The sequence below is a fragment of the Enterobacter sp. PTB genome, assembly GCF_051130085.1.
Classification (GTDB): domain Bacteria; phylum Pseudomonadota; class Gammaproteobacteria; order Enterobacterales; family Enterobacteriaceae; genus Enterobacter; species Enterobacter ludwigii.
Genome location: NZ_JBDKEE010000004.1, coordinates 177,468 through 198,562, shown reverse-complemented (window position 1 = coordinate 198,562; position 21,095 = coordinate 177,468). Strand labels below are relative to the sequence as shown.

21 protein-coding genes and 1 other RNA gene are annotated in these 21,095 nt (G+C 54.1%); 12 read left to right on the top strand and 10 right to left on the bottom strand.

Annotated features, from left to right (window positions below; all coding sequences use genetic code 11):
* The first annotated feature begins 279 nt into the window (after window positions 1-279).
* From AAIR21_RS06920 to AAIR21_RS06870, 11 genes are all read left to right on the top strand, one after another.
* Entirely contained in the window at window positions 280-1,578 is a 1,299-nt protein-coding gene (locus AAIR21_RS06920; protein ID WP_014171725.1) for an MFS transporter, read from the top strand.
* Window positions 1,579-1,695: 117 nt separating this feature from the next.
* Window positions 1,696-2,472: a transcriptional regulator ExuR gene (exuR, locus tag AAIR21_RS06915; protein ID WP_014171726.1), complete on the top strand. Its 777-nt coding sequence runs from the start codon at window positions 1,696-1,698 to the stop codon at window positions 2,470-2,472.
* A gap of 344 nt (window positions 2,473-2,816) precedes the next feature.
* Window positions 2,817-3,479 (top strand): DedA family general envelope maintenance protein YqjA, encoded by a 663-nt coding sequence (gene yqjA, locus AAIR21_RS06910; RefSeq protein ID WP_014171727.1) that lies wholly within the window; start codon window positions 2,817-2,819, stop codon window positions 3,477-3,479.
* Window positions 3,480-3,481: 2 nt separating this feature from the next.
* Complete coding sequence (gene mzrA / locus AAIR21_RS06905) at window positions 3,482-3,865, top strand: EnvZ/OmpR regulon moderator MzrA (RefSeq protein WP_020883575.1); 384 nt, start codon at window positions 3,482-3,484, stop codon at window positions 3,863-3,865.
* 143 nt (window positions 3,866-4,008) lie between these two features.
* Window positions 4,009-4,377, top strand: coding sequence for a DUF1090 domain-containing protein (locus AAIR21_RS06900; protein ID WP_014171729.1), 369 nt, complete (start codon window positions 4,009-4,011; stop codon window positions 4,375-4,377).
* 29 nt (window positions 4,378-4,406) lie between these two features.
* Window positions 4,407-4,712, top strand: coding sequence for a DUF883 family protein (locus tag AAIR21_RS06895; protein WP_003862645.1), 306 nt, complete (start codon window positions 4,407-4,409; stop codon window positions 4,710-4,712).
* 1 nt (window position 4,713) lies between these two features.
* Window positions 4,714-5,112, top strand: coding sequence for a phage holin family protein (locus AAIR21_RS06890; protein WP_013098867.1), 399 nt, complete (start codon window positions 4,714-4,716; stop codon window positions 5,110-5,112).
* Window positions 5,109-5,405: a YqjK-like family protein gene (locus AAIR21_RS06885; RefSeq protein WP_020883574.1), complete on the top strand. Its 297-nt coding sequence runs from the start codon at window positions 5,109-5,111 to the stop codon at window positions 5,403-5,405. Before AAIR21_RS06890 ends, AAIR21_RS06885 begins: the two co-directional genes overlap by 4 nt.
* A 209-nt stretch (window positions 5,406-5,614) precedes the next feature.
* On the top strand, window positions 5,615-6,007 hold the full coding sequence (locus AAIR21_RS06880) for a DoxX family protein (RefSeq protein WP_006178691.1): 393 nt from the start codon (window positions 5,615-5,617) through the stop codon (window positions 6,005-6,007).
* A 72-nt stretch (window positions 6,008-6,079) separates the two neighbouring features.
* Window positions 6,080-7,066, top strand: a complete 987-nt coding sequence (locus AAIR21_RS06875; protein WP_151711700.1) for a glutathione S-transferase family protein — start codon at window positions 6,080-6,082, stop codon at window positions 7,064-7,066.
* Between the two features lie 106 nt (window positions 7,067-7,172).
* The gene (locus AAIR21_RS06870; RefSeq protein ID WP_014171733.1) at window positions 7,173-7,538 is read left to right on the top strand and encodes a DUF805 domain-containing protein; all 366 of its coding nucleotides are present in this window, start codon (window positions 7,173-7,175) and stop codon (window positions 7,536-7,538) included.
* Window positions 7,539-7,578: 40 nt separating this feature from the next.
* On the opposite strand, the gene AAIR21_RS06865 is transcribed toward AAIR21_RS06870, so the two are convergent.
* Window positions 7,579-8,481 carry a LysR family transcriptional regulator gene (locus tag AAIR21_RS06865; RefSeq protein WP_014171734.1) on the bottom strand — a complete coding sequence of 301 codons (903 nt, stop codon included), beginning with the start codon at window positions 8,479-8,481 and terminating at the stop codon, window positions 7,579-7,581.
* Between the two features lie 103 nt (window positions 8,482-8,584).
* Here AAIR21_RS06865 and AAIR21_RS06860 point away from each other — a divergent pair, with 103 nt between their 5' ends.
* Window positions 8,585-9,286 carry a pirin family protein gene (locus tag AAIR21_RS06860; RefSeq protein WP_014171735.1) on the top strand — a complete coding sequence of 234 codons (702 nt, stop codon included), beginning with the start codon at window positions 8,585-8,587 and terminating at the stop codon, window positions 9,284-9,286.
* Between the two features lie 42 nt (window positions 9,287-9,328).
* Here the strand turns inward: AAIR21_RS06860 and AAIR21_RS06855 are convergent, their stop codons facing one another.
* The 9 genes from AAIR21_RS06855 to rnpB form a co-directional block, all read right to left on the bottom strand.
* Window positions 9,329-10,630, bottom strand: coding sequence for a serine dehydratase subunit alpha family protein (locus AAIR21_RS06855; RefSeq protein WP_183516725.1), 1,302 nt, complete (start codon window positions 10,628-10,630; stop codon window positions 9,329-9,331).
* Window positions 10,631-10,650: 20 nt separating this feature from the next.
* The gene (locus AAIR21_RS06850) at window positions 10,651-11,982 is read right to left on the bottom strand and encodes an amino acid permease (RefSeq protein ID WP_163304324.1); all 1,332 of its coding nucleotides are present in this window, start codon (window positions 11,980-11,982) and stop codon (window positions 10,651-10,653) included.
* 262 nt (window positions 11,983-12,244) lie between these two features.
* Window positions 12,245-12,655 carry a Spy/CpxP family protein refolding chaperone gene (locus AAIR21_RS06845; RefSeq protein WP_014171738.1) on the bottom strand — a complete coding sequence of 137 codons (411 nt, stop codon included), beginning with the start codon at window positions 12,653-12,655 and terminating at the stop codon, window positions 12,245-12,247.
* A 151-nt stretch (window positions 12,656-12,806) separates the two neighbouring features.
* A complete protein-coding gene (gene pflB, locus AAIR21_RS06840) occupies window positions 12,807-15,101 on the bottom strand; it encodes a formate C-acetyltransferase (RefSeq protein WP_183516726.1) in 2,295 nt (764 codons plus the stop codon).
* A 15-nt stretch (window positions 15,102-15,116) separates the two neighbouring features.
* Window positions 15,117-16,325, bottom strand: coding sequence for a propionate kinase (tdcD, locus tag AAIR21_RS06835; RefSeq protein ID WP_183516727.1), 1,209 nt, complete (start codon window positions 16,323-16,325; stop codon window positions 15,117-15,119).
* 30 nt (window positions 16,326-16,355) lie between these two features.
* On the bottom strand, window positions 16,356-17,687 hold the full coding sequence (tdcC, locus tag AAIR21_RS06830; RefSeq protein ID WP_014171741.1) for a threonine/serine transporter TdcC: 1,332 nt from the start codon (window positions 17,685-17,687) through the stop codon (window positions 16,356-16,358).
* Window positions 17,688-17,697: 10 nt separating this feature from the next.
* Window positions 17,698-18,687 carry a bifunctional threonine ammonia-lyase/L-serine ammonia-lyase TdcB gene (tdcB, locus tag AAIR21_RS06825; RefSeq protein WP_183516728.1) on the bottom strand — a complete coding sequence of 330 codons (990 nt, stop codon included), beginning with the start codon at window positions 18,685-18,687 and terminating at the stop codon, window positions 17,698-17,700.
* 116 nt (window positions 18,688-18,803) lie between these two features.
* Window positions 18,804-19,724, bottom strand: a complete 921-nt coding sequence (gene tdcA, locus AAIR21_RS06820) for a transcriptional regulator TdcA (RefSeq protein WP_014171743.1) — start codon at window positions 19,722-19,724, stop codon at window positions 18,804-18,806.
* A gap of 963 nt (window positions 19,725-20,687) precedes the next feature.
* An RNA gene (gene rnpB / locus AAIR21_RS06815) (RNase P RNA component class A) lies at window positions 20,688-21,066 on the bottom strand.
* Between the last annotated feature and the right edge of the window lie 29 nt (window positions 21,067-21,095).

Here is a 21,095-nt window from a genome sequence, read left to right as displayed (position 1 = left end):
TACAAATAATCATGCATTTGTGATGTCACTCACCTTTTAAAGTTGTATGACAAGTTATCTTTTCGCCGTCGCAAACACTAAGCCGACGGAATGCATTCCCGGTGTGAAAACATCGGTTTTAACGGTACGGATACCGACTTATGCACGCTTACTTATGGCAAGGTTCGGGCCGTTCCGGGACATCTCCCGGTTAAGCCCCTCCCGTTACACAACCGCTCCCGGACACGGTCGAGAGGTTGCCGTGCAAGGCACGGAATTAACATAACGATGAGGTTTTAGATGCGTAAAATTAAAGGGTTACGTTGGTATATGATCGCACTGGTGACGTTAGGCACCGTGCTGGGCTACCTGACACGTAACACCGTGGCAGCCGCAGCCCCGACGTTGATGGAAGAGCTGCATATCTCCACTCAGCAATATTCCTACATCATTGCTGCTTATTCCGCGGCTTACACCATCATGCAGCCTGTTGCAGGCTATGTTCTGGATATTCTCGGGACCAAAATCGGCTACGCCTTCTTCGCCATCGCCTGGGCTATTTTCTGCGGCGCCACGGCGCTGGCAGGCAGCTGGGGCGGTCTGGCGCTGGCACGTGGTGCGGTAGGTGCGGCGGAAGCGGCAATGATCCCGGCCGGGCTGAAAGCCAGCTCTGAGTGGTTCCCGGCGAAAGAGCGTTCTATTGCCGTCGGCTATTTCAACGTCGGTTCTTCCATCGGTGCGATGATTGCACCACCGCTGGTGGTGTGGGCTATCGTGATGCACAGCTGGCAGATGGCGTTCATTATCTCTGGTGTACTGAGCTTTGCGTGGGCCATGGCGTGGCTGATTTTCTATAAACACCCGCGCGATCAGAAAAAACTGTCTGAAGACGAACGCGAATACATCATTGGGGGTCAGGAAGCTCAGCATCAGACCAACAACGGCAAAAAAATGACGGTCTGGCAGATTCTGGGTACCCGTCAGTTCTGGGGGATCGCCCTGCCGCGCTTCCTCGCCGAACCCGCCTGGGGGACCTTCAACGCCTGGATCCCGCTGTTCATGTTTAAGGTCTACGGCTTTAACCTGAAAGAGATTGCGATGTTCGCGTGGATGCCAATGCTGTTTGCCGATCTGGGCTGTATCGTGGGCGGTTATCTGCCACCGCTGTTCCAGCGCTGGTTTGGCGTGAACCTGATCGTTTCCCGTAAAATGGTCGTGACGATGGGCGCAGTGCTGATGATTGGCCCGGGCATGATCGGCCTCTTCACCAGCCCGTATGTGGCAATCGCCCTGCTGTGCGTCGGTGGTTTTGCTCACCAGTCACTGTCCGGTGCGCTGATTACACTCTCTTCTGACGTCTTCGGGCGTAACGAAGTGGCCACCGCTAACGGCCTGACCGGTATGGCTGCCTGGACGGCGAGCACCCTGTTTGCTCTGGTGGTCGGTGCACTGGCGGACACCATCGGCTTCAGCCCGCTGTTTGCCGTACTGGCTATCTTCGACCTGATGGGTGCAGTGGTTATCTGGACGGTGCTGAAAAGTAAGTCGGCAGAAGAGGTGCTAAAAGAGTCCCTGGGGGGACCGGCAACGCAAAGTTAGCGCCCCTCCTGATGTCACAGAAGCCGCCTCCGGGCGGCTTTTTTCATGGCAAAATCTGGAGACTGGCACGCAAAAGTGGTATAACAAATAATCCGCCGTACCCTGCCTGGAGCGCATATGGAAATCACCGAACCACGTCGTTTATATCAACAACTTGCTGCCGAGCTGAAAGATCGCATCGAGCAAGGTGTCTACCTTGTCGGTGATAAACTCCCCGCTGAGCGCTTTATCGCTGATGAAAAAAGCGTAAGCCGCACCGTGGTGCGTGAAGCGATTATCATGCTGGAAGTGGAAGGCTACGTTGAAGTTCGCAAAGGCTCCGGCATTCACGTGATTTCTAATCAGCCGAAACACTCCCCGGTCGCCGACGAAAGTCTCGAATTCGCCAGCTACGGTCCGTTTGAACTGCTCCAGGCGCGCCAGCTTATCGAAAGCAATATTGCGGAATTTGCAGCGACCCAGGTGACCAAGCAGGACATCATGAAGCTGATGGAAATCCAGGAAAACGCGCGCAAGGAAAAATGTTTCCGTGATTCAGAGTGGGACCTGCAGTTCCACGTTCAGGTCGCGCTGGCAACGCAAAACACGGCGCTGGCGGCAATCGTGGAAAAAATGTGGACTCAGCGCGTTCACAACCCGTACTGGAAAAAACTGCACGATCACATCGATTCCCGCACCGTGGATAACTGGTGCGACGATCACGATCAGATCCTTAAAGCGCTGATTCGCAAAGATCCCCATGCGGCAAAACTGGCCATGTGGCAGCACCTGGAAAACACCAAGCAGATGCTGTTCAATGAAACCAGCGATGACTTCGAATTTAACGCTGACCGCTATCTTTTTGCCGATAATCCTGTCGTTCATCTAGATACGGCAGCCAGTGCGGCAAAATAGTTTACCTTTTCGCTGGCAGGCGCTTCGCTGCGCCTTCTGGCAGAGGTGGGTAAGCAAAACATATATAGTGTCAGCCTTTGTAAATCCCCTCGCTCCCCTCCATGGCTTACGCCAAAATCATCACACCCCTGCAAATTCTGTGACGCAGAACCTTGGGCTTTGTTACAATTGGATTCAATTCGTTATTTTGTAAGTTAGTGCTTGCTAACCAGCCAATTAACAGGGAACAGTGTTGGCCACACCTCAATGTGTCCGCGAGCGACCATAATGAAATCACAACAATGTCGCCGTGCTGTTTGTCCCGGATAACAGGCGTGACGTTAACCGATTTCCAGGAACACTGAATGGAACTTTTGACCCAACTACTGCATGCCCTCTGGGCGCAGGATTTTGAAACGCTGGCCAACCCTTCCATGATTGGCATGCTCTACTTCGTCTTATTTATGATTCTGTTCCTTGAGAACGGTTTACTGCCTGCCGCCTTTTTACCTGGCGACAGCTTACTGGTGCTCGTCGGCGTGCTGTGTGCCAAAGGGGCAATGGCCTTTCCGCAAACCATTTTATTACTGACCATCGCCGCCAGCCTTGGCTGCTGGGTGAGCTATATCCAGGGACGATGGCTGGGCAATACGCGTCTGGTGCAGAACTGGCTCTCCCACCTTCCTGCGCATTATCACCAGCGGGCGCACCATCTTTTCCATAAGCACGGGCTTTCCGCGCTCCTGATCGGCCGCTTTATCGCCTTTGTACGCACCCTGCTGCCTACCATTGCGGGTCTTTCCGGATTAAGCAGCACCCGTTTCCAGTTCTTCAACTGGATGAGCGGCCTGCTGTGGGTTCTGATCCTGACCACGCTGGGCTATGCGCTGGGCAAAACGCCGGTCTTCATGAAATATGAAGATCAGCTCATGTCCTGCCTGATGCTGTTACCGGTGGTTCTGCTGGTCTTTGGTCTGGTCGGTTCGCTGGTGGTGCTGTGGAAGAAGAAATACGGGGCCAGAGGTTAACGATGGTTATCTCACCGCTTGCCGTGCGCCGTTTTGCCGTGGCCATGATTGCCCTGGGCTTGCTCAGCCTCATGTTCCTGGCCTGGACGACGCTTTCGCATCAGGAATCGACGCTGGCCATTCGCCCGGTGAGTCAGGGTGTCAGCGTGCCTGACGGTTTTTCGGTGTGGCATCATCTTGATGCCAACGGCATCCGCTTTAAGAGCATCACCCCGCAGGACGATGTTTTACTGATTAAGTTTGATTCCCGTGCGCAGAGTGCCGCCGCGAAAGTGGTGCTCGACCGTACGCTGCCGCACGGTTATATCATTGCCCAGCAGGAAGATGACAACCAGCCTGCAGCCTGGCTGTCACTGATTCGCGATTCGTCGCATAGATTTGGATAATTACCAGGATTCCGAATCTTTTCACTCACTTTGGTGAATCCCCCGTTTACTTACTATGCTTAAGTACGCGGAGCACCCCATGTATGTACTCCGCTTGACTCTGGATAGCGGCTCACGCCGCAACACAATGGAAGGTTTCGATAATGAAATTCCGCATTACTCTGGCTCTGGCCCTTTTTTCTTTAAGCACAGCGTCCTTCGCCAACTCTCTCTGTCAGGAGAAAGAACAGGATATTCAGCGTGAGATCAGTTATGCCGAAAAGCATAACAATCAGCATCGTGTTGAGGGTCTCAAAAAAGCGCTGAGCGAAGTGAAAGCGAACTGTTCTGACAGCAAGCTACGTGCCGATCACCAGAAAAAAATCGCTGAACAGAAGGACGAGATAGCCGAGCGCCGTCACGACCTGCAGGAAGCGAAAGAGAAAGGGGATGCGGAAAAAATTGCTAAGCGCGAGAAGAAGTTGAAAGAAGCGCAGGACGACCTGAAAGCGCTGGAAGCTCGCGATTATTGAGTTAACGGAAATCTCAACAGGAGAGAATCATGTCAAAAGATACGACGTCTGAAAATCTGCGCGCTGAACTGAAATCCCTGGCCGATACCCTGGAAGAGGTGCTGAACTCCTCTGCAGATAAGTCAAAAGAAGAGGTCAGCAAACTGCGCAGCAAAGCTGAGCAGGCGCTGAAAGAGAGCCGTTATCGCCTGGGTGAAACCGGTGATGCACTGGCGAAACAGACCCGCGAAGCGGCAGCTCGCGCGGACGAATATGTTCGCGATAATCCGTGGACGGGTGTAGGGATTGGTGCCGCGGTAGGTGTGGTACTGGGTGTCCTCCTGACGCGTCGTTAATATGGAAGATCCTCGTCACGCACAAGGGCCTGCTAATAACGTCCTCGGCATCGGCCAGCGTATTCTGACGACGCTGGTCGGGATTGCCGAAACGCGCGTCCGGCTGGCAGTGGTTGAACTGGAAGAGGAGAAAGCGAACCTTTTCCAGATGCTGCTGATGCTCGGGCTTACCATGCTCTTCGCCGCGTTTGGTCTGATGAGCCTGATGGTGTTAATCATCTGGGCCATTGACCCGCAATATCGACTCAACGCGATGATTGCCACCACCGTTGTTCTGCTGGTTGCGGCACTGATTGGCGGCATATGGACGATGCGTAAAGCACGCAAATCCACTTTCCTGCGCCATACGCGCCAGGAACTGGCCAACGATCGCGCCCTGCTGGAGGATGACAAGCCGTGAGCGATAAAGCCGAACGTCAGAAGCGAAAAGCATTCCTGCTCAGTCAGATCCAGCAGCAACGGCTGGATTTGTCTGCCAGTCGTCGCGACTGGGTTGACGCGACGCGTCGTTTTGACCGGGGCTGGAATACCTTCCTGAGCCTGCGTTCATGGGCGCTGGTCGGAAGCAGCGTGATGGCTATCTGGACGGTTCGTCATCCAAATATGCTGATCCGCTGGGCCCGCCGCGGCTTTGGTGCCTGGAGCGCCTGGCGTCTGGTGAAAGCAACGATTCGTCAACAACAGCTGCGTTAGTTCTTATGCCGGGTAGCGTTTCGCTTACCCGGCACACTTTCCCCCTTCCCCGTTACTCAATATCTTTGAAGAAGATTGACAGTTTTCCTTGCTAACAATTCCCATCTGCCCCGTTTACACTCCTCTCCATCGACAGCAAAGACGCGGTATCTACCCGAATTTGCACACAAATAAAGTTCAGCCGCTGATGTGGTTTCCTGGAGAGTAAAATGAAAAAATTAGAAGATGTTGGTGTTCTGGTAGCGCGTATTCTGATGCCGGTTCTGTTTATCACCGCAGGCTGGGGCAAAATCACCGGTTATGCGGGCACGCAGCAATACATGGAAGCCATGGGTGTTCCAGGGTTCCTGCTGCCACTGACTATTCTCCTTGAGTTCGGCGGCGGCCTGGCGGTACTGTTCGGCTTCCTGACCCGCACCACGGCACTGTTTACCGCAGGCTTCACCCTGCTGACGGCGTTCATCTTCCACAGCAACTTTGCGGAAGGCGTGAACTCTCTGATGTTCATGAAAAACCTGACCATCGCGGGTGGCTTCCTGCTGCTGGCCATCACTGGCCCAGGCGCATACAGCATCGACCGCGTTCTGAATAAGAAGTGGTAAGCACGCTATACTGAATGAACACAAAGCGAGGAGATATCTCCTCGCTTTTGCTTATTGACGGAGGAGTAAAAAATGGGACAACTCGTAGACGGCGTCTGGCAGGATGTCTGGTATGACACCAAATCCACCGGGGGACGCTTCAAGCGCTCTGTTTCGGCCTTCCGTAACTGGCTAACCGCCGATGGCGCACCAGGCCCAAGCGGCGAAGGCGGCTTTACGGCTGAGAAAGACCGTTATCATCTCTATGTTTCTCTGGCCTGCCCGTGGGCGCACCGCACGCTGATTGTGCGCAAGCTGAAAGGACTCGAATCCTTAATTCCGGTTTCGGTGGTCAACCCCCTGATGCTGGAAAACGGCTGGACGTTTGACAGTGATTTCCCGGCCGCCACCGGTGATGACCTCTACCACCACGATTTTCTCTATCAGCTCTATCTGCGCGCCGATCCGCACTACACCGGACGCGTGACCGTACCCGTGCTGTGGGACAAGAAAAACCAGACCATTGTCAGCAATGAGTCCGCAGAGATCATCCGCATGTTCAACACCGCGTTTGATGCCCACGGGGCCCGCGCCGGGGATTACTATCCGGTTGAGCTGCGCGATAAGATTGATGAGCTGAACAGCTGGATTTACGACAACGTGAATAACGGTGTCTACAAGGCCGGCTTTGCCACCAGCCAGGAAGCGTATGACGACGCGGTGGGAAAAGTATTTGAATCGCTGGAGCGTCTTGAGCAGATCCTCGGCCAGCATCGCTACCTGACGGGCGACCGCCTGACGGAAGCAGACATTCGTCTGTGGACAACGCTGGTTCGCTTTGATCCTGTGTATGTCACCCACTTCAAGTGTGATAAACACCGCATCAGCGATTACCTGAACCTGTACGGTTTCCTGCGCGATATTTATCAGATGCCGGGCATTGCTGAAACGGTCGATTTCAACCATATCCGCACCCACTATTTCCGCAGCCATAAGACCATCAACCCGACGGGTATTATCTCTGTGGGTCCGTGGCAGGACCTGGATGAACCGCATGGTCGCGACGTGCGTTTCGGATAAATATCAAGGGCATCAATTGATGCCCTTTTTTAATTCACAATCTCCATCTATCCTTACCTCGATCGCTTAAAAAACAAGTGATTGACTGACTAATGAGGCAAGGAAAATGGACTGGTATTTAAAAGTACTGCGCAACTACATTGGATTTGGTGGCCGCGCTCGCCGTAAAGAGTACTGGATGTTCGTTCTGGTGAACTTCATCCTCATCATGGTGCTGGGTATTATCGATAAAATTCTCGGCTGGGAACGAGCCGGCGGTGAAGGTGTTCTCACCACGATTTACGGCCTGCTGGTCCTGCTTCCCTCATGGGCCGTACTGTTCCGACGGCTACACGATACCGATCGTTCAGCCTGGTGGTTACTGCTGCTGCTGATCCCGATTGTGGGCTGGCTGGTCATTCTGGTCTTCAACTGTCAGGCCGGCACACCGGGCGAAAACCGCTTCGGGCCCGATCCAAAACTCAACGCATAAAACAAAGCCCGGTGGCGTTTCGCGTACCGGGCTCGATTTTTTATTTGTTGTGATGGGCAAAGAGCTTGGGTATTTCGCGCAGGCACCACGATTTGGCCTCACCCATGCTGTCGCGCCGCCACGCCATAATGATGTCCACTTCGCTGGTGTACTCCGGGCTGACCACGCGTAGCCGCCCTTCTGCAATATCTTTTTCGACAAACGGATACGGCATCGTTGCCACGCCCAGGCCTGCCAGCAACGCCTGACGTTTGTCTTCAAGCGACGTGACGGTCAGACGCGGTTGTTTATCCAGCAACTGCACCGTTAACACCGGACGCTCGCGCGCGGTATCTGCGACCGCAACCCCGCGGTATTTCACCCGCGTCACTTCCGAGAGCGGCTCCGGCTCCTGGTGAATCGGGTGATCCGGTGCGGCGACATAGACGTTCATCACGCTGTAGAGCTTGCGGGAGTTGATTTCAGATGAGGAACGGAAGTGCATATCCGGGGCAATGACGATATCCGCCCTGCCCGTCTCCAGTCGCTCCCAGGCCCCGGCCAGCACCTCGGTGATGATCGATAACTGGGTGTTTGCTTTGTCGGCCAGCCGGTTCACCAGCGGGAACAGCGCCTCGGTGGGCACCAGCGCTTCCGTCACCAGCGTCAGATGGGTTTCCCAGCCGCGCGCCAGCGCTTCGGCGTCCGTCGTCAGCTTGTCCGCCGCTTCCAGCAGGACGCGACCACGCTCCAGCAGCATCCGTCCGACGTTAGTGAATTTTGTTCGATGACCGGAGCGGTCAAAGAGCACCACGTCCAGCTCTTCCTCCAGCTTCTGCATGGTATAGCTGAGCGCAGACGGAACGCGCCCCAGTTCATCTGCCGCCGCGGCAAAACTGCCACGCCGATCAATTGCGTCCATGACGCGAAGCGCCTCAAGCGTCAATGCTCTCTCTTTAGCCATCTCGTTCTCATTCAGGAAATTTGAACATACCGGGCAGAATATCTGGCTAACAATGAAGCGTCCATACCTTTACCATTGTTTAGTGTAAAGAGAGGTCAAGTTTATGATTACGACAAGAACAGCTAAACAGTGCGGACAAGCCGATTTCGGTTGGCTGCAGGCCCGCTACACCTTTTCCTTTGGACACTACTTTGACCCTAAACTGCTCGGTTACGCTTCATTGCGCGTATTGAATCAGGAAGTGCTCGCCCCAGGCGCGTCCTTCCAGCCGCGTACGTACCCGAAAGTCGATATCCTGAACCTGATCCTGGAAGGCGAAGCAGAATACCGCGACAGCGAGGGCAATCATGTCCAGGCGAAGGCCGGCGAAGCATTATTAATCTCCACGCAGCCGGGCATCAGTTACAGCGAGCATAACCTCAGCAAAGATAAAACGCTGACCCGTATGCAGCTGTGGCTGGATGCCTGCCCTGAGCGGGAAAACCCGCTGGTACAGAAGTTAGATTTGACGGGCGACAGGCAGCAGCTGATAGCCTCCCCGGACGGCAGTCAAGGCAGCCTGCAGTTGCGCCAGCAGGTGTGGTTGCACCATATCGAACTGAAGAAAGGGGAACAGGCGAGCTTCCAGCTTCATGGTCCGCGCGCCTATCTGCAATCGATTCACGGTACGGTGCATGCGGTGACGCATACGGAAGAGAAAGAAGCGCTCACCTGCGGTGACGGGGCGTTTATTCGCGACGAAGCGAATATCACGCTGGTTGCTGATTCGCCGCTGCGCGCGCTGTTAATTGATTTACCGGTTTAACACCCGATAATCCTCTCTCCCCGGCGGGGAGAGAGGAAACCGTTACACTTTACGTGCCATAATCTCAATAATCTGCCGGTCCGTCGCCTGCATGGCGCGGCACGCCAGCGAACACAGGTTCGCGATCGACTGCTCCACATCGTGCGCCACAATCCCTTCATTGCCCGTTACAGCCGAATCATCCAGCGCCATCATCACCGCTTTCCAGGCACTGCCGACGCTGGTTGAGACCTTCATGGCGCAGCTGTTGGACGCGCCATCGCAGATCATCCCGCTGACATCGCCAATCATGCTGCTGATTGCCATTGAGAGCGTCTGATAGCTTCCGCCCATCAGCCAGGCCATGCCTGCCGCCGCCCCCATCGCCGCCGTGGTAGCCGCACACAGCGCCGACAGGCGCGGAAGCTGGGCGTGGATATAAATAGCCGAAAGGTGTGAAAGCATCAGCGCCCGGGCAAGGCGTTCATCATCCGCCTGGACATGTTCCGCCACCACCACAACCGGCATGGTGGCCGTGATCCCCTGGTTGCCCGATCCGGAATTGCTCATTGCTGGCAGCGTCGCCCCGCCCATTCGGGCGTCCGAGGCCGCGCTGGTGCGAATGACAATATCCGAGCCCAGGTCCTGCGCTATCCATCCGCGAGCGCGCTGCTTATTGAGCGTCGCGCCAATGTGCAGCCCCCATTTTCCGCTTAAACCTTCACGGGAGAGCGCATCATTTAATTGTCCGGCAGCCAGGATAAAGCGGATCGCGTCAAACGGCACCTGCTCCACAAACTCAAGGATCTGCGATAGCGTGGCGTTTGAAAGTACCGCCAGCGGGTCGTCATTCCTCTCATCGGGTTGAGAATCAAGCGTAAAGCGGGTTTCGCCCTGACAGACAATCTCCACCACCCGCGTATGCCCACCGGCGATGGTCACCATCGCCGAGGCCTGTCCGGCGTGAACGCAGGCGCGGGAGTAGAGGATGTCATCGCACGGCTCCTGCAGCTTGACCTGCACCTGTCCGGCGTCCAGCAGCGCTTTGGCACGCACCAGCGCATCGGCAGTGGCATCCTTCAGTACCTCCAGCCCGGCGTGCGCGTTGCCGCCAATGGCCCCCAGTGCCGCCGCAATCGGCAACCCGACCATCCCGGTGCCAGGTACCGTCACGCCAAGGCCATTTTTCATCAGATTCGGTGAAACCCACGCCTCAATCTGTGTGACGTCACCCGGCAGAAGCTCCGCGGCCATCGCACAAGCCAGCGCCAGAGAGATCGGCTCGGTACACCCCAGTGCAGGTTTAACTTCCTCCTGCACCGCCCGAATAAATTGATTCCATAAAGATTGAATTTGCTCTGACATCGTTACGACCTTGTTTGCCCTTAAGAAAACGCGAGGAAAGGAGAAACACACAGCAGCAGACCGGTGATGATAATGATCACCAGCGACACGCCTTTATATTTGTGCAGCGCCGGCACTTTGTAGACCAGCCACGCCGGAATCAAACACCCCACCATGCCGAAGATGGGGCTGCAAATAGAGGTGAAGCTCAGTACCGGCGCGTTTAACACAATCGCGCTCCATGCCAGCAGAATGGCAAACAGCATGATGCCGCGCTGTACGGTGTTTTCGTTGATTTTCTCTGCCGGCATTTTGCGGCGCAGAATGTTCATTACAATGCCCTGCGTCGCTTCACGAAAGCCCAGGTACACGCCGAAGAACGCGGTCATGACGGCAAAAATATTCAGGATAACGCTGACAATTTTGACCCAGCCGGCACCGTCGCCACTGATAAACTGCGCGGCAATTGCCAGTGCGGAAATATTCTGTTCGTAGGCTTTGACCGCCTCATCATGCCCCATTGCCAGGGTGAACGAGACCGCGTAGAAAAAGACCGTCACGAAGAGGATCGCGAAGGCGATGTTCATCGCCCGCAGCGCTTTATGGCGCGCCACTTCAACCGATTTTTCGCGTGAACGATAGGAGATCACCATCGGGCTTAATGTCTGAATAAACAGAATCGACGTTAAGGTAAACGGCAACGTGATAATCGCGTTTTTAATGAGTAGCCCCACGGGTGGCAGCATGCCCACGTTGGCTAAATGCCAGAGGCCAATCATCGACAACCCGAGCGCCGCCACCACAAATAACTTCGTCAGCACCATCAGGCTGGAGACTTTAAACAGCAATTTCTCGCCACGGGAGGAGATCGCCACCAGGATGCAGATCAGGAACAGACCGTAGTACGGATTTTCAGAGAGCAGCCCCTCCGTCACGCCGAAGGTGTGTAAATAGGAGGCGCTGTCGTTGGTGATGGCGGTGGAGTAGACGAACATCCAGATAACCAGCATCACGAAATAGAGTGCACCCAATAAGATGCCCCAGTTCTTACCGAGGTAACCGCTGATGACGCTCGGATAATCTTTGCACTCCGGCGATTCTGCCAGCGTGTTAATAAACAGCCGCTGAAACAGGTACATGGCCGGATAGCCAATCACTGACGAAAGCAGAAACACCCACAGTCCCATCAGCCCCACCTGTACCGGGAGAAAAACAATCCCCGCGCCGATGGCCATTCCGATACTCATGATGACCCAGCCCGTATCGGTGCTGTCGAATTTAATGGCCTCCTGCCACTCGCTTTCACTCATCCCTGCCCGCTTTGCCGCGGGTGAATCGTTCACAATCACACTGCTGTTTGTTGCCGTATCCATAAGGCACTCGCTTATTTTGTAGGGTAACCAGTTGTTTTTATGGGATTCTGACCACCAGCGATAATGAGCCAGACTGCTGCAGGTGTGTGTTATTGGAATGGACAAATCATACGTGGAGAGCGGGAGAAAAAAGTCACAATATTTATAAGGCTTTTCGCAAGCGAGAGAAATAAATACTCTTATATGATGAATAATCGATGGGTTTTTCTAAAAGTGATGCCGATCAAGAAATAAAAAACCCGCGACATGCGCGGGTGTGTCATCAGTTAGCCAGCGCGTTCGCCATATCGGTTTTCACCTGTTTACGCTGCTCCGCTGTCAGAACCTGGCTGACATCAAAGTAGTATTTGACGCGGTAATAGCGGGTCTGCTCTTCAATTTTACTGAACGCGGCAAGCTGGTTTTTCACCGTGCTTTCATCCCATTTCCCGGTCTGGAACATCTCGATCAGCGCCCCGTCTTTCACGCCGGTCATCGGGATCTTGCTGACATTTTGTTCCAGCGTCTGGTGCAGCGCGTCGATCTTCTTAATCTGATCGTTGCTCAGCTTGAGGTGTTGCACCAGCGGATCCTGCGCCGGAGAGGGGGCAGCTTCAACGTCAGCGGCCTGTGCGGCAAAACTGCACGCCACCAGCGAGGCAGCAACCAGGGTGATACGGGTCATTTTCATCATCTTACTGTCCTTACATACTGTTTCAGGGGAAAAGTAGGCGCATTGTTTTTCAGAAGCGGATGAAGATGTGTGAGTAATTATATAAACATTTTTGTATGTTCCGCGGACAAAAAAGCCCCCTTAACCAAAGGGGGCCTGTTTCAGACGACGATCACAGTGCCTGGGTAAACGTCCTTGAGATCACGTCCTGCTGCTGCTCGCGCGTCAGCGCATTAAAGCGCACCGCATACCCTGAGACACGAATGGTCAGGTTGGGATAGTTCTCCGGGTGCTCAATCGCCTCCATCAGCATCTCCCGGTTCATGACGTTAACGTTGAGGTGCTGTCCCCCCTCAATGGCCGCTTCGTGGTGGAAATACCCGTCCAGCAGCCCGACAAGGTTGGTTTTGCGCACTCTCTCATCCTTGCCCAGCGCCTGAGGCACGATGGAGAAGGTGTAAGAGATCCCGTCTTTCGCATAGGTGAACGGCAGCTTAGCGACGGAGGTTAACGAGGCCACCGCCCCTTTCCTGTCTCGTCCGTGCATCGGGTTCGCGCCCGGTGCGAATGGCGTACCGCCGCGGCGTCCGTCCGGCGTATTGCCGGTTTTCTGGCCGTAGACCACATTCGACGTAATGGTCAGGATCGACTGGGTCGGCACCGCGTTGCGGTAGGTCGGCAGCGCCTGAATTTTCTTCATAAAGCGTTCCACCAGGTCACAGGCAATGCTGTCCACGCGGTCATCATTGTTACCGTACTGCGGGTAGTCCCCTTCAATCACAAAATCGACCGCCAGGCCGGTATGGTCGCGTACGGGTTTTACCGTGGCGTATTTGATGGCGGACAGCGAGTCCGCCGCCACCGACAACCCGGCGATACCGCAAGCCATGGTGCGGTAAACGTCCCGGTCGTGCAGCGCCATCAGCGAGGCTTCGTAGCTGTACTTATCGTGCATGTAATGAATGAGATTCAGCGCGCTAATGTACTGTACCGCCAGCCAGTCCATAAAGTGATCCAGGCTCGCCATCACGGTGTCGTAATCCAGCACCTCATCCAGCAGCGGCGCGGTTTGCGGCCCGACCTGGATCTTCAGCTTCTCATCCACCCCGCCGTTGATCGCATACAGCAGCGTTTTCGCCAGGTTAGCACGGGCGCCAAAGAACTGCATTTGCTTGCCGATCACCATCGGGCTGACGCAGCAGGCAATGGCGTAGTCGTCGCTGTTGAAATCCACGCGCATCAGGTCGTCGTTCTCATACTGCAGCGACGAGGTGTCGATCGACATCTGTGCAGCGTACTTCTTGAATGCGACGGGCAGTTGTTCGGACCACAGGATCGTCAGGTTTGGCTCCGGTGCAGGTCCCATCGTGTGCAGGGTATGCAGGTAACGGAAGCTGTTTTTGGTGACCAGCGTGCGACCATCCAGCCCCATTCCGCCAATCACTTCGGTGGCCCAGACAGGATCGCCGGAGAAGAGCGTGTCGAACTCCGGAGTACGCAGGAAGCGCACCATGCGGATCTTCATGATGAAATGATCGATCAGTTCCTGCGCCTGGATCTCACTCAGGCGACCCGCCTGCATATCGCGTTCGATATAAATATCCAGGAACGAGGCCGTGCGACCCAGCGACATCGCCCCGCCGTTCTGGGATTTCACTGCGGCCAGGTAGGCAAAGTAAACCCACTGTACCGCTTCCTGCGCATTCATCGCCGGGCGAGAAATATCGAAGCCATAGTTCGCTGCCATCTGCTGGATCTGCAGCAGTGCGCGTTTGTGTTCCGCCAGCTCTTCACGCAGGCGGATCGTCGCCTCCAGATCTTCACCCCGTTCGAGTTTGCCCTGCAGATCCGCGAACTGGCGCTCACGCTCGTGCACCAGATAGCGGATGCCGTACAGCGCCACGCGGCGGTAATCGCCGATGATGCGCCCGCGTCCGTAGCCGTCCGGTAGCCCGGTCAGCACGCCTGATTTACGACAGCGCATCATCTCGGGGGAGTAAACGTCAAAGACACCCTGATTATGGGTTTTGCGCAGTTCGGTAAAAAGATATTCGAACTGCGGATCCATCTCGCGGCCATAGGCTTCGAATGAACTGCGGATCATATTGATCCCGCCGTACGGATGCAGCGCGCGTTTGAGCGGCTTATCGGTTTGCAGGCCGACGATCGTCTCCAGCTGCTGGTCAATATAGCCCGGTCCGTGGGCCGTGATGGTAGTGGCAATGTTGGTGTCAAAATCCACCGGCGCATGGGTGGCATTCTCCTGCCGAATGCCCACCATTACCTTCTCCCAGAGCGCCGTCGTTGCTGGCGTCGCCTGCGCGAGGAAAGTTTCGTCGCCTTCATAAGGGGTATAGTTATGCTGAATAAAATCGCGCACGTTGACGGTGTCTTTCCATTCTTCACCGCGAAACCCGGCCCATGCGTCGCTGTAAGGGGCAACGCGCGTATCGATTGCTACTTTCATGAATTTCTCGCTCTGTCAGGCATAAGCCGCAGCCGGAGTGACCTTCCCAAGACGGAGGGCATCCAGCGCGATCATTTTTTCTTCGTTGGTTGGGATCACCGCGCAGGCCACGCGGGACGAATCGGTGGTGATCACGCGCTCACCTGCGCTACCCGGCAGGGCGTTTTTGGCTTCATCGAGGGTGATGCCAAAGACGGCCAGATGTTCCGCCACCAGCGTGCGGATCAGTCTGGAGTTCTCACCAATCCCGCCGGTGAACACCACACCGTCCAGGCGGTGTAACGACGCCGCGTGCCCGGCAATATGCCGTGCGATACGGTGAACAAAGGTCTGGATCGCCAGCTGTGCCCGCTGATGTCCCTCATGCCAGGCCTTTTCGAGGGCTCGCAGATCGGAGGATATTCCCGAGATCCCCAGCAGGCCGGACTCTTTATTGACGACGCGTTCCAGATCCTCAAATGACTGTCCGGTCTGTTGGGCTATCCAGGCCATGGCGCCGAAATCAACGTCGCCACAGCGGGTCCCCATGATCAGCCCTTCCAGCGGCGTCATGCCCATGGAGGTATCCACGCTCTCACCATTGCGTACCGCGCAGATGGATGCCCCGTTGCCGAGATGGGCAATCACCAGCCCGCTGTCCTCAGGCGAAATCCCGAGCAAGGCATGCGCCTGCCCGGCAACGTAGCGGTGGGACGTACCGTGGAAGCCATAGCGCCGCACGCCAAGCTCTTCAAAATAGCGGTACGGCAGCCCGTACAGATAGGCCTGCGGGGCCAGCGTCTGGTGGAAGCTGGTGTCAAACACCGCCACCTGCTGTATGCCCGGAAACAGGCGTTCGGCTGCCTCGACGCCGCTTAAGTTGGCGTAGTTATGCAGCGGTGCCAGCGAGGAAACCTGACGGATCTGCTCAATAACCTGTTCCGTGATAAGGGTCGACTCGCTGAAGAGGTCGCCGCCGTGCGCAATACGATGGCCAATCAGGACCACGCTGCTCATCAGGTCACGCTTCTCCAGCTCCAGGGCGATGGCTGCCAGCGCCCCTTCGTAGTCATGGTGAGCCAGTCTGGCTGGCTCACCCCCGTTCACGGAAATAAAGGCTTTTTCAGTGTTAATCCCGTCTGCAATGCCCGTCATCAGGGCATCACAGCTGCTGGCATCGAGTACTGAAAACTTAACAGAGGACGATCCGCAGTTAATAACCAATACAACCGGAAACTCAATCATGGTGTTACTCCGCTCTTCCTGAGCCAGGGTTTAGAACAGTTTGTAGACGATGTTCAGGATGGTCAGCAGGCCCACAACCGTGACGAAGATGTTCTCGGGTCTGCCCTTATATTTCGCCATTGCCGGCGCTTTACGAATGGCATACATCGGCAACAGGCACAGCAGAGAGGCAATGATTGGCGCCCCCATGGCTTCGATAAGGTCGAGAATGTTCGGGTTGGCATAGGCAACGACCCAGGTCGACCCCATGATGAATACCATGCTGATGGTGTTCAGTTTGCCTACGGAGACTTTCTTCTTATCGCCCTTATAACCGAACTTCAGGATCAGGCCGTTCAGCCCTTCCAGCGTGCCCAGATAGTGGCCGAAGAAGGATTTGAAGATAGCGACCAGAGCAATGATGGAGGCACCGTATTCCAGCACCGTGGCAAACGTTGATTTAGTGCCTGACATGGTCGCAAAGTGGTTCGCCAGGTAAGAGAGCACGGGAATATTCTGCGCTTTGGCATCGGCCATGTTCTGCGGCGAGAGCGTGAACAGGCAGCTAAAGGCGAAGAACATCACCACCGCAACCATCAGCAAGCTGGCGCGACCGATGATTTTGGAACATTTCTGCTCGGTAAACGCTTTACCGAACTCGGGTTCGTACTCTTCACGTTTCGAGACCACAAACGAGGAGACGATGGGCGAGAAGTTGAAGGAGAAGACCATGATGGAGATCCCCAGCCAGACCGTCACCAGAATGCCGTCATGCCCGGTAAACGCAATATCGCTCAGATTGACCTGGTCAATCACCGACGAGTTCCAGTAAGGGATCAGCGACAGGGAAATCAGCACCAGGCTGGCGATAAACGGGAACACCAGGAAGCTCATCACCTTCACCATCAGGTCTTTACCAAACCAGATAACAAAGGCCATCAGCAGCAGCAGGAACAGCGCCACCACGCCGCGGTTAAGCGCGGGCAGCTGGAGCTGGTTTTCCCAGAAGGTCATAAAGGTGTTCGTAATGGTGACGCCGTAAATCCACAGCAGCGGGCAAATGGCGAAGAAGTAGAGGAACGTGATCACCACCCCACCGGTCTTACCAAAATGCTCTTCCACCGTTTCGGTGATGTTGCCAGACACGTTACTGCCGGACAGACACAGGCGCGCCAGCGCCCGGTGGCAATAAAACGCAATCGGGAAAGCGAGAACCAGCATCAGCAGGATAGGAATCAAGCCGCCGAAGCCTGCGCGAATCGGGAAGAACAGCACACCTGCGCCAATGGCGGTTCCAAACAGGCCAAGCGTCCAGGTGGTATCAGACTTACGCCAGGAGGACGTTTTTGTCTGGCCAACGATAATGCTTTCTGTGTTGCTCATAGGTCATCCTTTATGCGTCAACGAAGCCGGTAATTTGGGATACGCGGGAGAGATCGATATTGCCGCCGGAAATAATGCAGACGGTTTTACGACCCTGAATATAGTGATCAAGCTTGCCGCTTAATAACGCCGCACAGGCCAGTGCGCCAGCACCTTCTGTAACCACTTTATTTCGCTGAATGAGGGCAATCATGCTGTTACGAATATCGTCTTCGCTGACCAGCACAATGTCATCGACTAATTCACGAACAATCTCGAAGGTTAATTTACCCGGGCGAGACACATCACATCCGTCGGCTAATGTACCGATAACGCGGTGGTTAATGATTTCCCCTGCCTGATACGATGCGGCCATTCCATGTACGTTTTCAGACTGCACGCCGATAATATTAATGGTCGGGTTAATGGATTTAATGGCCGTTGCAATCCCGGCAATTAAACCGCCACCGCCGATGGGTACAATCACGTTATCCACATCATACAAATCTTCGAGAATTTCCAGACCAATGGTGCCCTGGCCGGCAATCACTTTCGGATCGTCATACGGTGGGATAAAAATGCGTCCTTCCAGCTCCACGATTTCGCTGACTTTGGCGATGGTGTCGTTGAAGTTTTCGCCGTGCAGCACCACTTCAGCCGAGTAGTCACGGGTGGCGGCGACTTTAGATTTCGGCGCGCCCATCGGCATGACCACTTTGCCGTCGATACCGAGCATTGCACAGGAGAGCGACACGCCCTGCGCGTGGTTGCCTGCAGAACAGGCGACCACGCCTTTACGTTTTTCAGCTTCGGTCAGCGAACTTAATTTATTAAACGCACCGCGGATCTTGAAGGAGCCAGTACGCTGCATATTTTCAAACTTCAGGAATATCTCACCTTTACAGCGTTCGCTGAGATAATTTGAGCGCGGCATGCCGGTTTTATATATTTTGCCTGCCAGTCGTTTTCTGGCGTCCTGAATATCTTCAATGGTCACCGGGAGATCGTAGGTAATATGCATAATATCCTCGTTATAATAATTCATTTTCTTCAGGCAAAGTCAGGGTATCAGAGCACGGATAAAATAAGCTCTGGGTGTTTTTAAACAGGTTAACGCGTTATCAGAGGGTTATTTAATCATCGTCGTCTTTCACTGGTCAGTGACGCGTATTGTTTTGCCAGTTCGACTAATACTGACGCCGATTTCTTAATTCTGTAATTTTTTGACCACACGGCGGCATAACGCGCTATGGGTAATTCATCTTCCACCGGCAGTACAATAAACTGGTCGGAACCGAATGGCGCAATCATATCGCGGGGAATAACCGTCAGGTAATCGGCATTCAGGACAAGGTTATAAATGGTCACGACGGAATCGGTCTGGACGATGTTTTCAATGCTGATGTGATTGTCTTGCAGAGTGGTCAGAAGTTCTTTGTAGTAGCCCATATCGGTTTGCGGCATCACCCACTGTTCATCCGTGAGTGATGCCAGTGTAGTCGAGCCGGTGCACGTTCGTGATTTGTTGGCTACCAGGACAAACTCAGACTCAAACAGCGGCTCGACATGAAGATCCTGCAGCAGCATTTCATCACTTAAGGTGCCGATGGCAAAATCCAGCCGACCGTCGCGAATGGCCGGCAGGAAAGAGGACAGCTGAGCTTCGTACATCGAGACGCGCGCTTTCGGGAACACTTCCTTGAATTTTTTGATCATTTCGGACAGGAAGGTGAAGCCAATGAGCGACGGGTAACCAAAGGAGACATCCATGACGGTACTGAAACTGAGGCTGTTAATCTCGCTCACCATGTTTTTCATCTCACGGGTGATCGACTCAGAATACGAGAGTAATACCTGGCCTGCCGCAGTCAGTTTAACGCCGGTGTTTTTGCGCACCATGACTTCAACGCCAAAGTAAGATTCGATATCGCTGATAATTTTGCTGACGGCAGGTTGCGTCAGGCCCAGTTGTCTTGCAGCAGAACCAATGGAGCCACTTTTAATGACTTCCTGAAATACCACGAGGTGCTGTGTTTTCGGTAGAATAATAGTGTTCATAATATTCTGCGCTTATTTCCCTATGACGGGGTGGATTCTACTCAATATGGCTGACGGGGGTATGTGCTGTTACTCACAATTTGCTTTTTCACACCCTTAATCAGCATAACGATAATCCATTAAAACATTTTATTATCAATAACTTATATTAAAATAAATACGCCATAACGCTGATATTGATCAACAAAAAGAGCAGTAATAAATTTATTTTATGGCGATAACACAGGTAAATTTTTCGGCGTTAAAAAAATCGATAAAGACTATCTTTCAGGCAATTAAAGATTAATAAATAACCGTAATTCTTTTAAAACATTCTTTCAATTTATCAAATTTGTCTGGGGTGATTTTGCTGACTTTCGGGAAACAGTGGAATGCATCACACATTCATGAGCTAAATGTTTTTGAATTCAATATACATATATCAAATAAGAAAACATTCACGATCATAAAAGCAACATTCATAACAAATTAACAATACTGCAGAATCAGGATTATTTAGCGCGAAATTTTGTGATTACGATCGCCAACAGATGCGAAAAAGAGACTAAAGGGGTAAAAGCAGTGAAATGTGCTTAATGTCGCAAATATGATAATTGATGTCGTGTGAGCGATGCATCGGGTGGCACTTGCTTGCAATTTGCAAGGCCGATAAGCCGCGTTCTTTCATAGAAAGCGGAGTGGACAGTCATTCATCTCATTTAGCGCAGACAGCAAAAAACCCGCCGAAGCAGGGTTGTGTAAAAAGTTGAAGCTGACCGATAAGCCGCGTTCTTTCATAGAAAGCGGAGTGGACGGTCATTCATCTCGTTTAGCGCAGATAGCAAAAACCCCGCCGAAGCGGGGTTGTGTAAAAAGTTGAAGCTGGCCGATAAGCCGCGTTCTTTCATAGAAAGCGGAGTGGACAGTCATTCATCTCGTTTAGCGCAGATAGCAAAAACCCCGCCGAAGCGGGGTTTTGTAAAAAGTTGAAGCTGACCGATAAGCCGGGTTCTGTCGTGGACAGTCATTCATCTAGGCCAGCAATCGCTCACTGGCTCAAGCAGCCTACCCGGGTTCAGTACGGGCCGTACCATGTGAACCCCTATTTGGCCTTGCTCCGGGTGGAGTTTACCGTGCCACGGACTGTTGCCAGCCGCGCGGTGCGCTCTTACCGCACCCTTTCACCCTTACCTGATCCCGCTTGCGCGGGCCATCGGCGGTTTGCTCTCTGTTGCACTGGTCGTGGGTTTCCCCCCCAGGCGTTACCTGGCACCCTGCCCTATGGAGCCCGGACTTTCCTCCCCTCCGCCCGTCTCCCCCCGAAAGGGGACGACGACGAAGCGGCGACTGTCTGGTCAGCTTCGGCGCGCAGTATAGAGGGTTTGTGCCCCG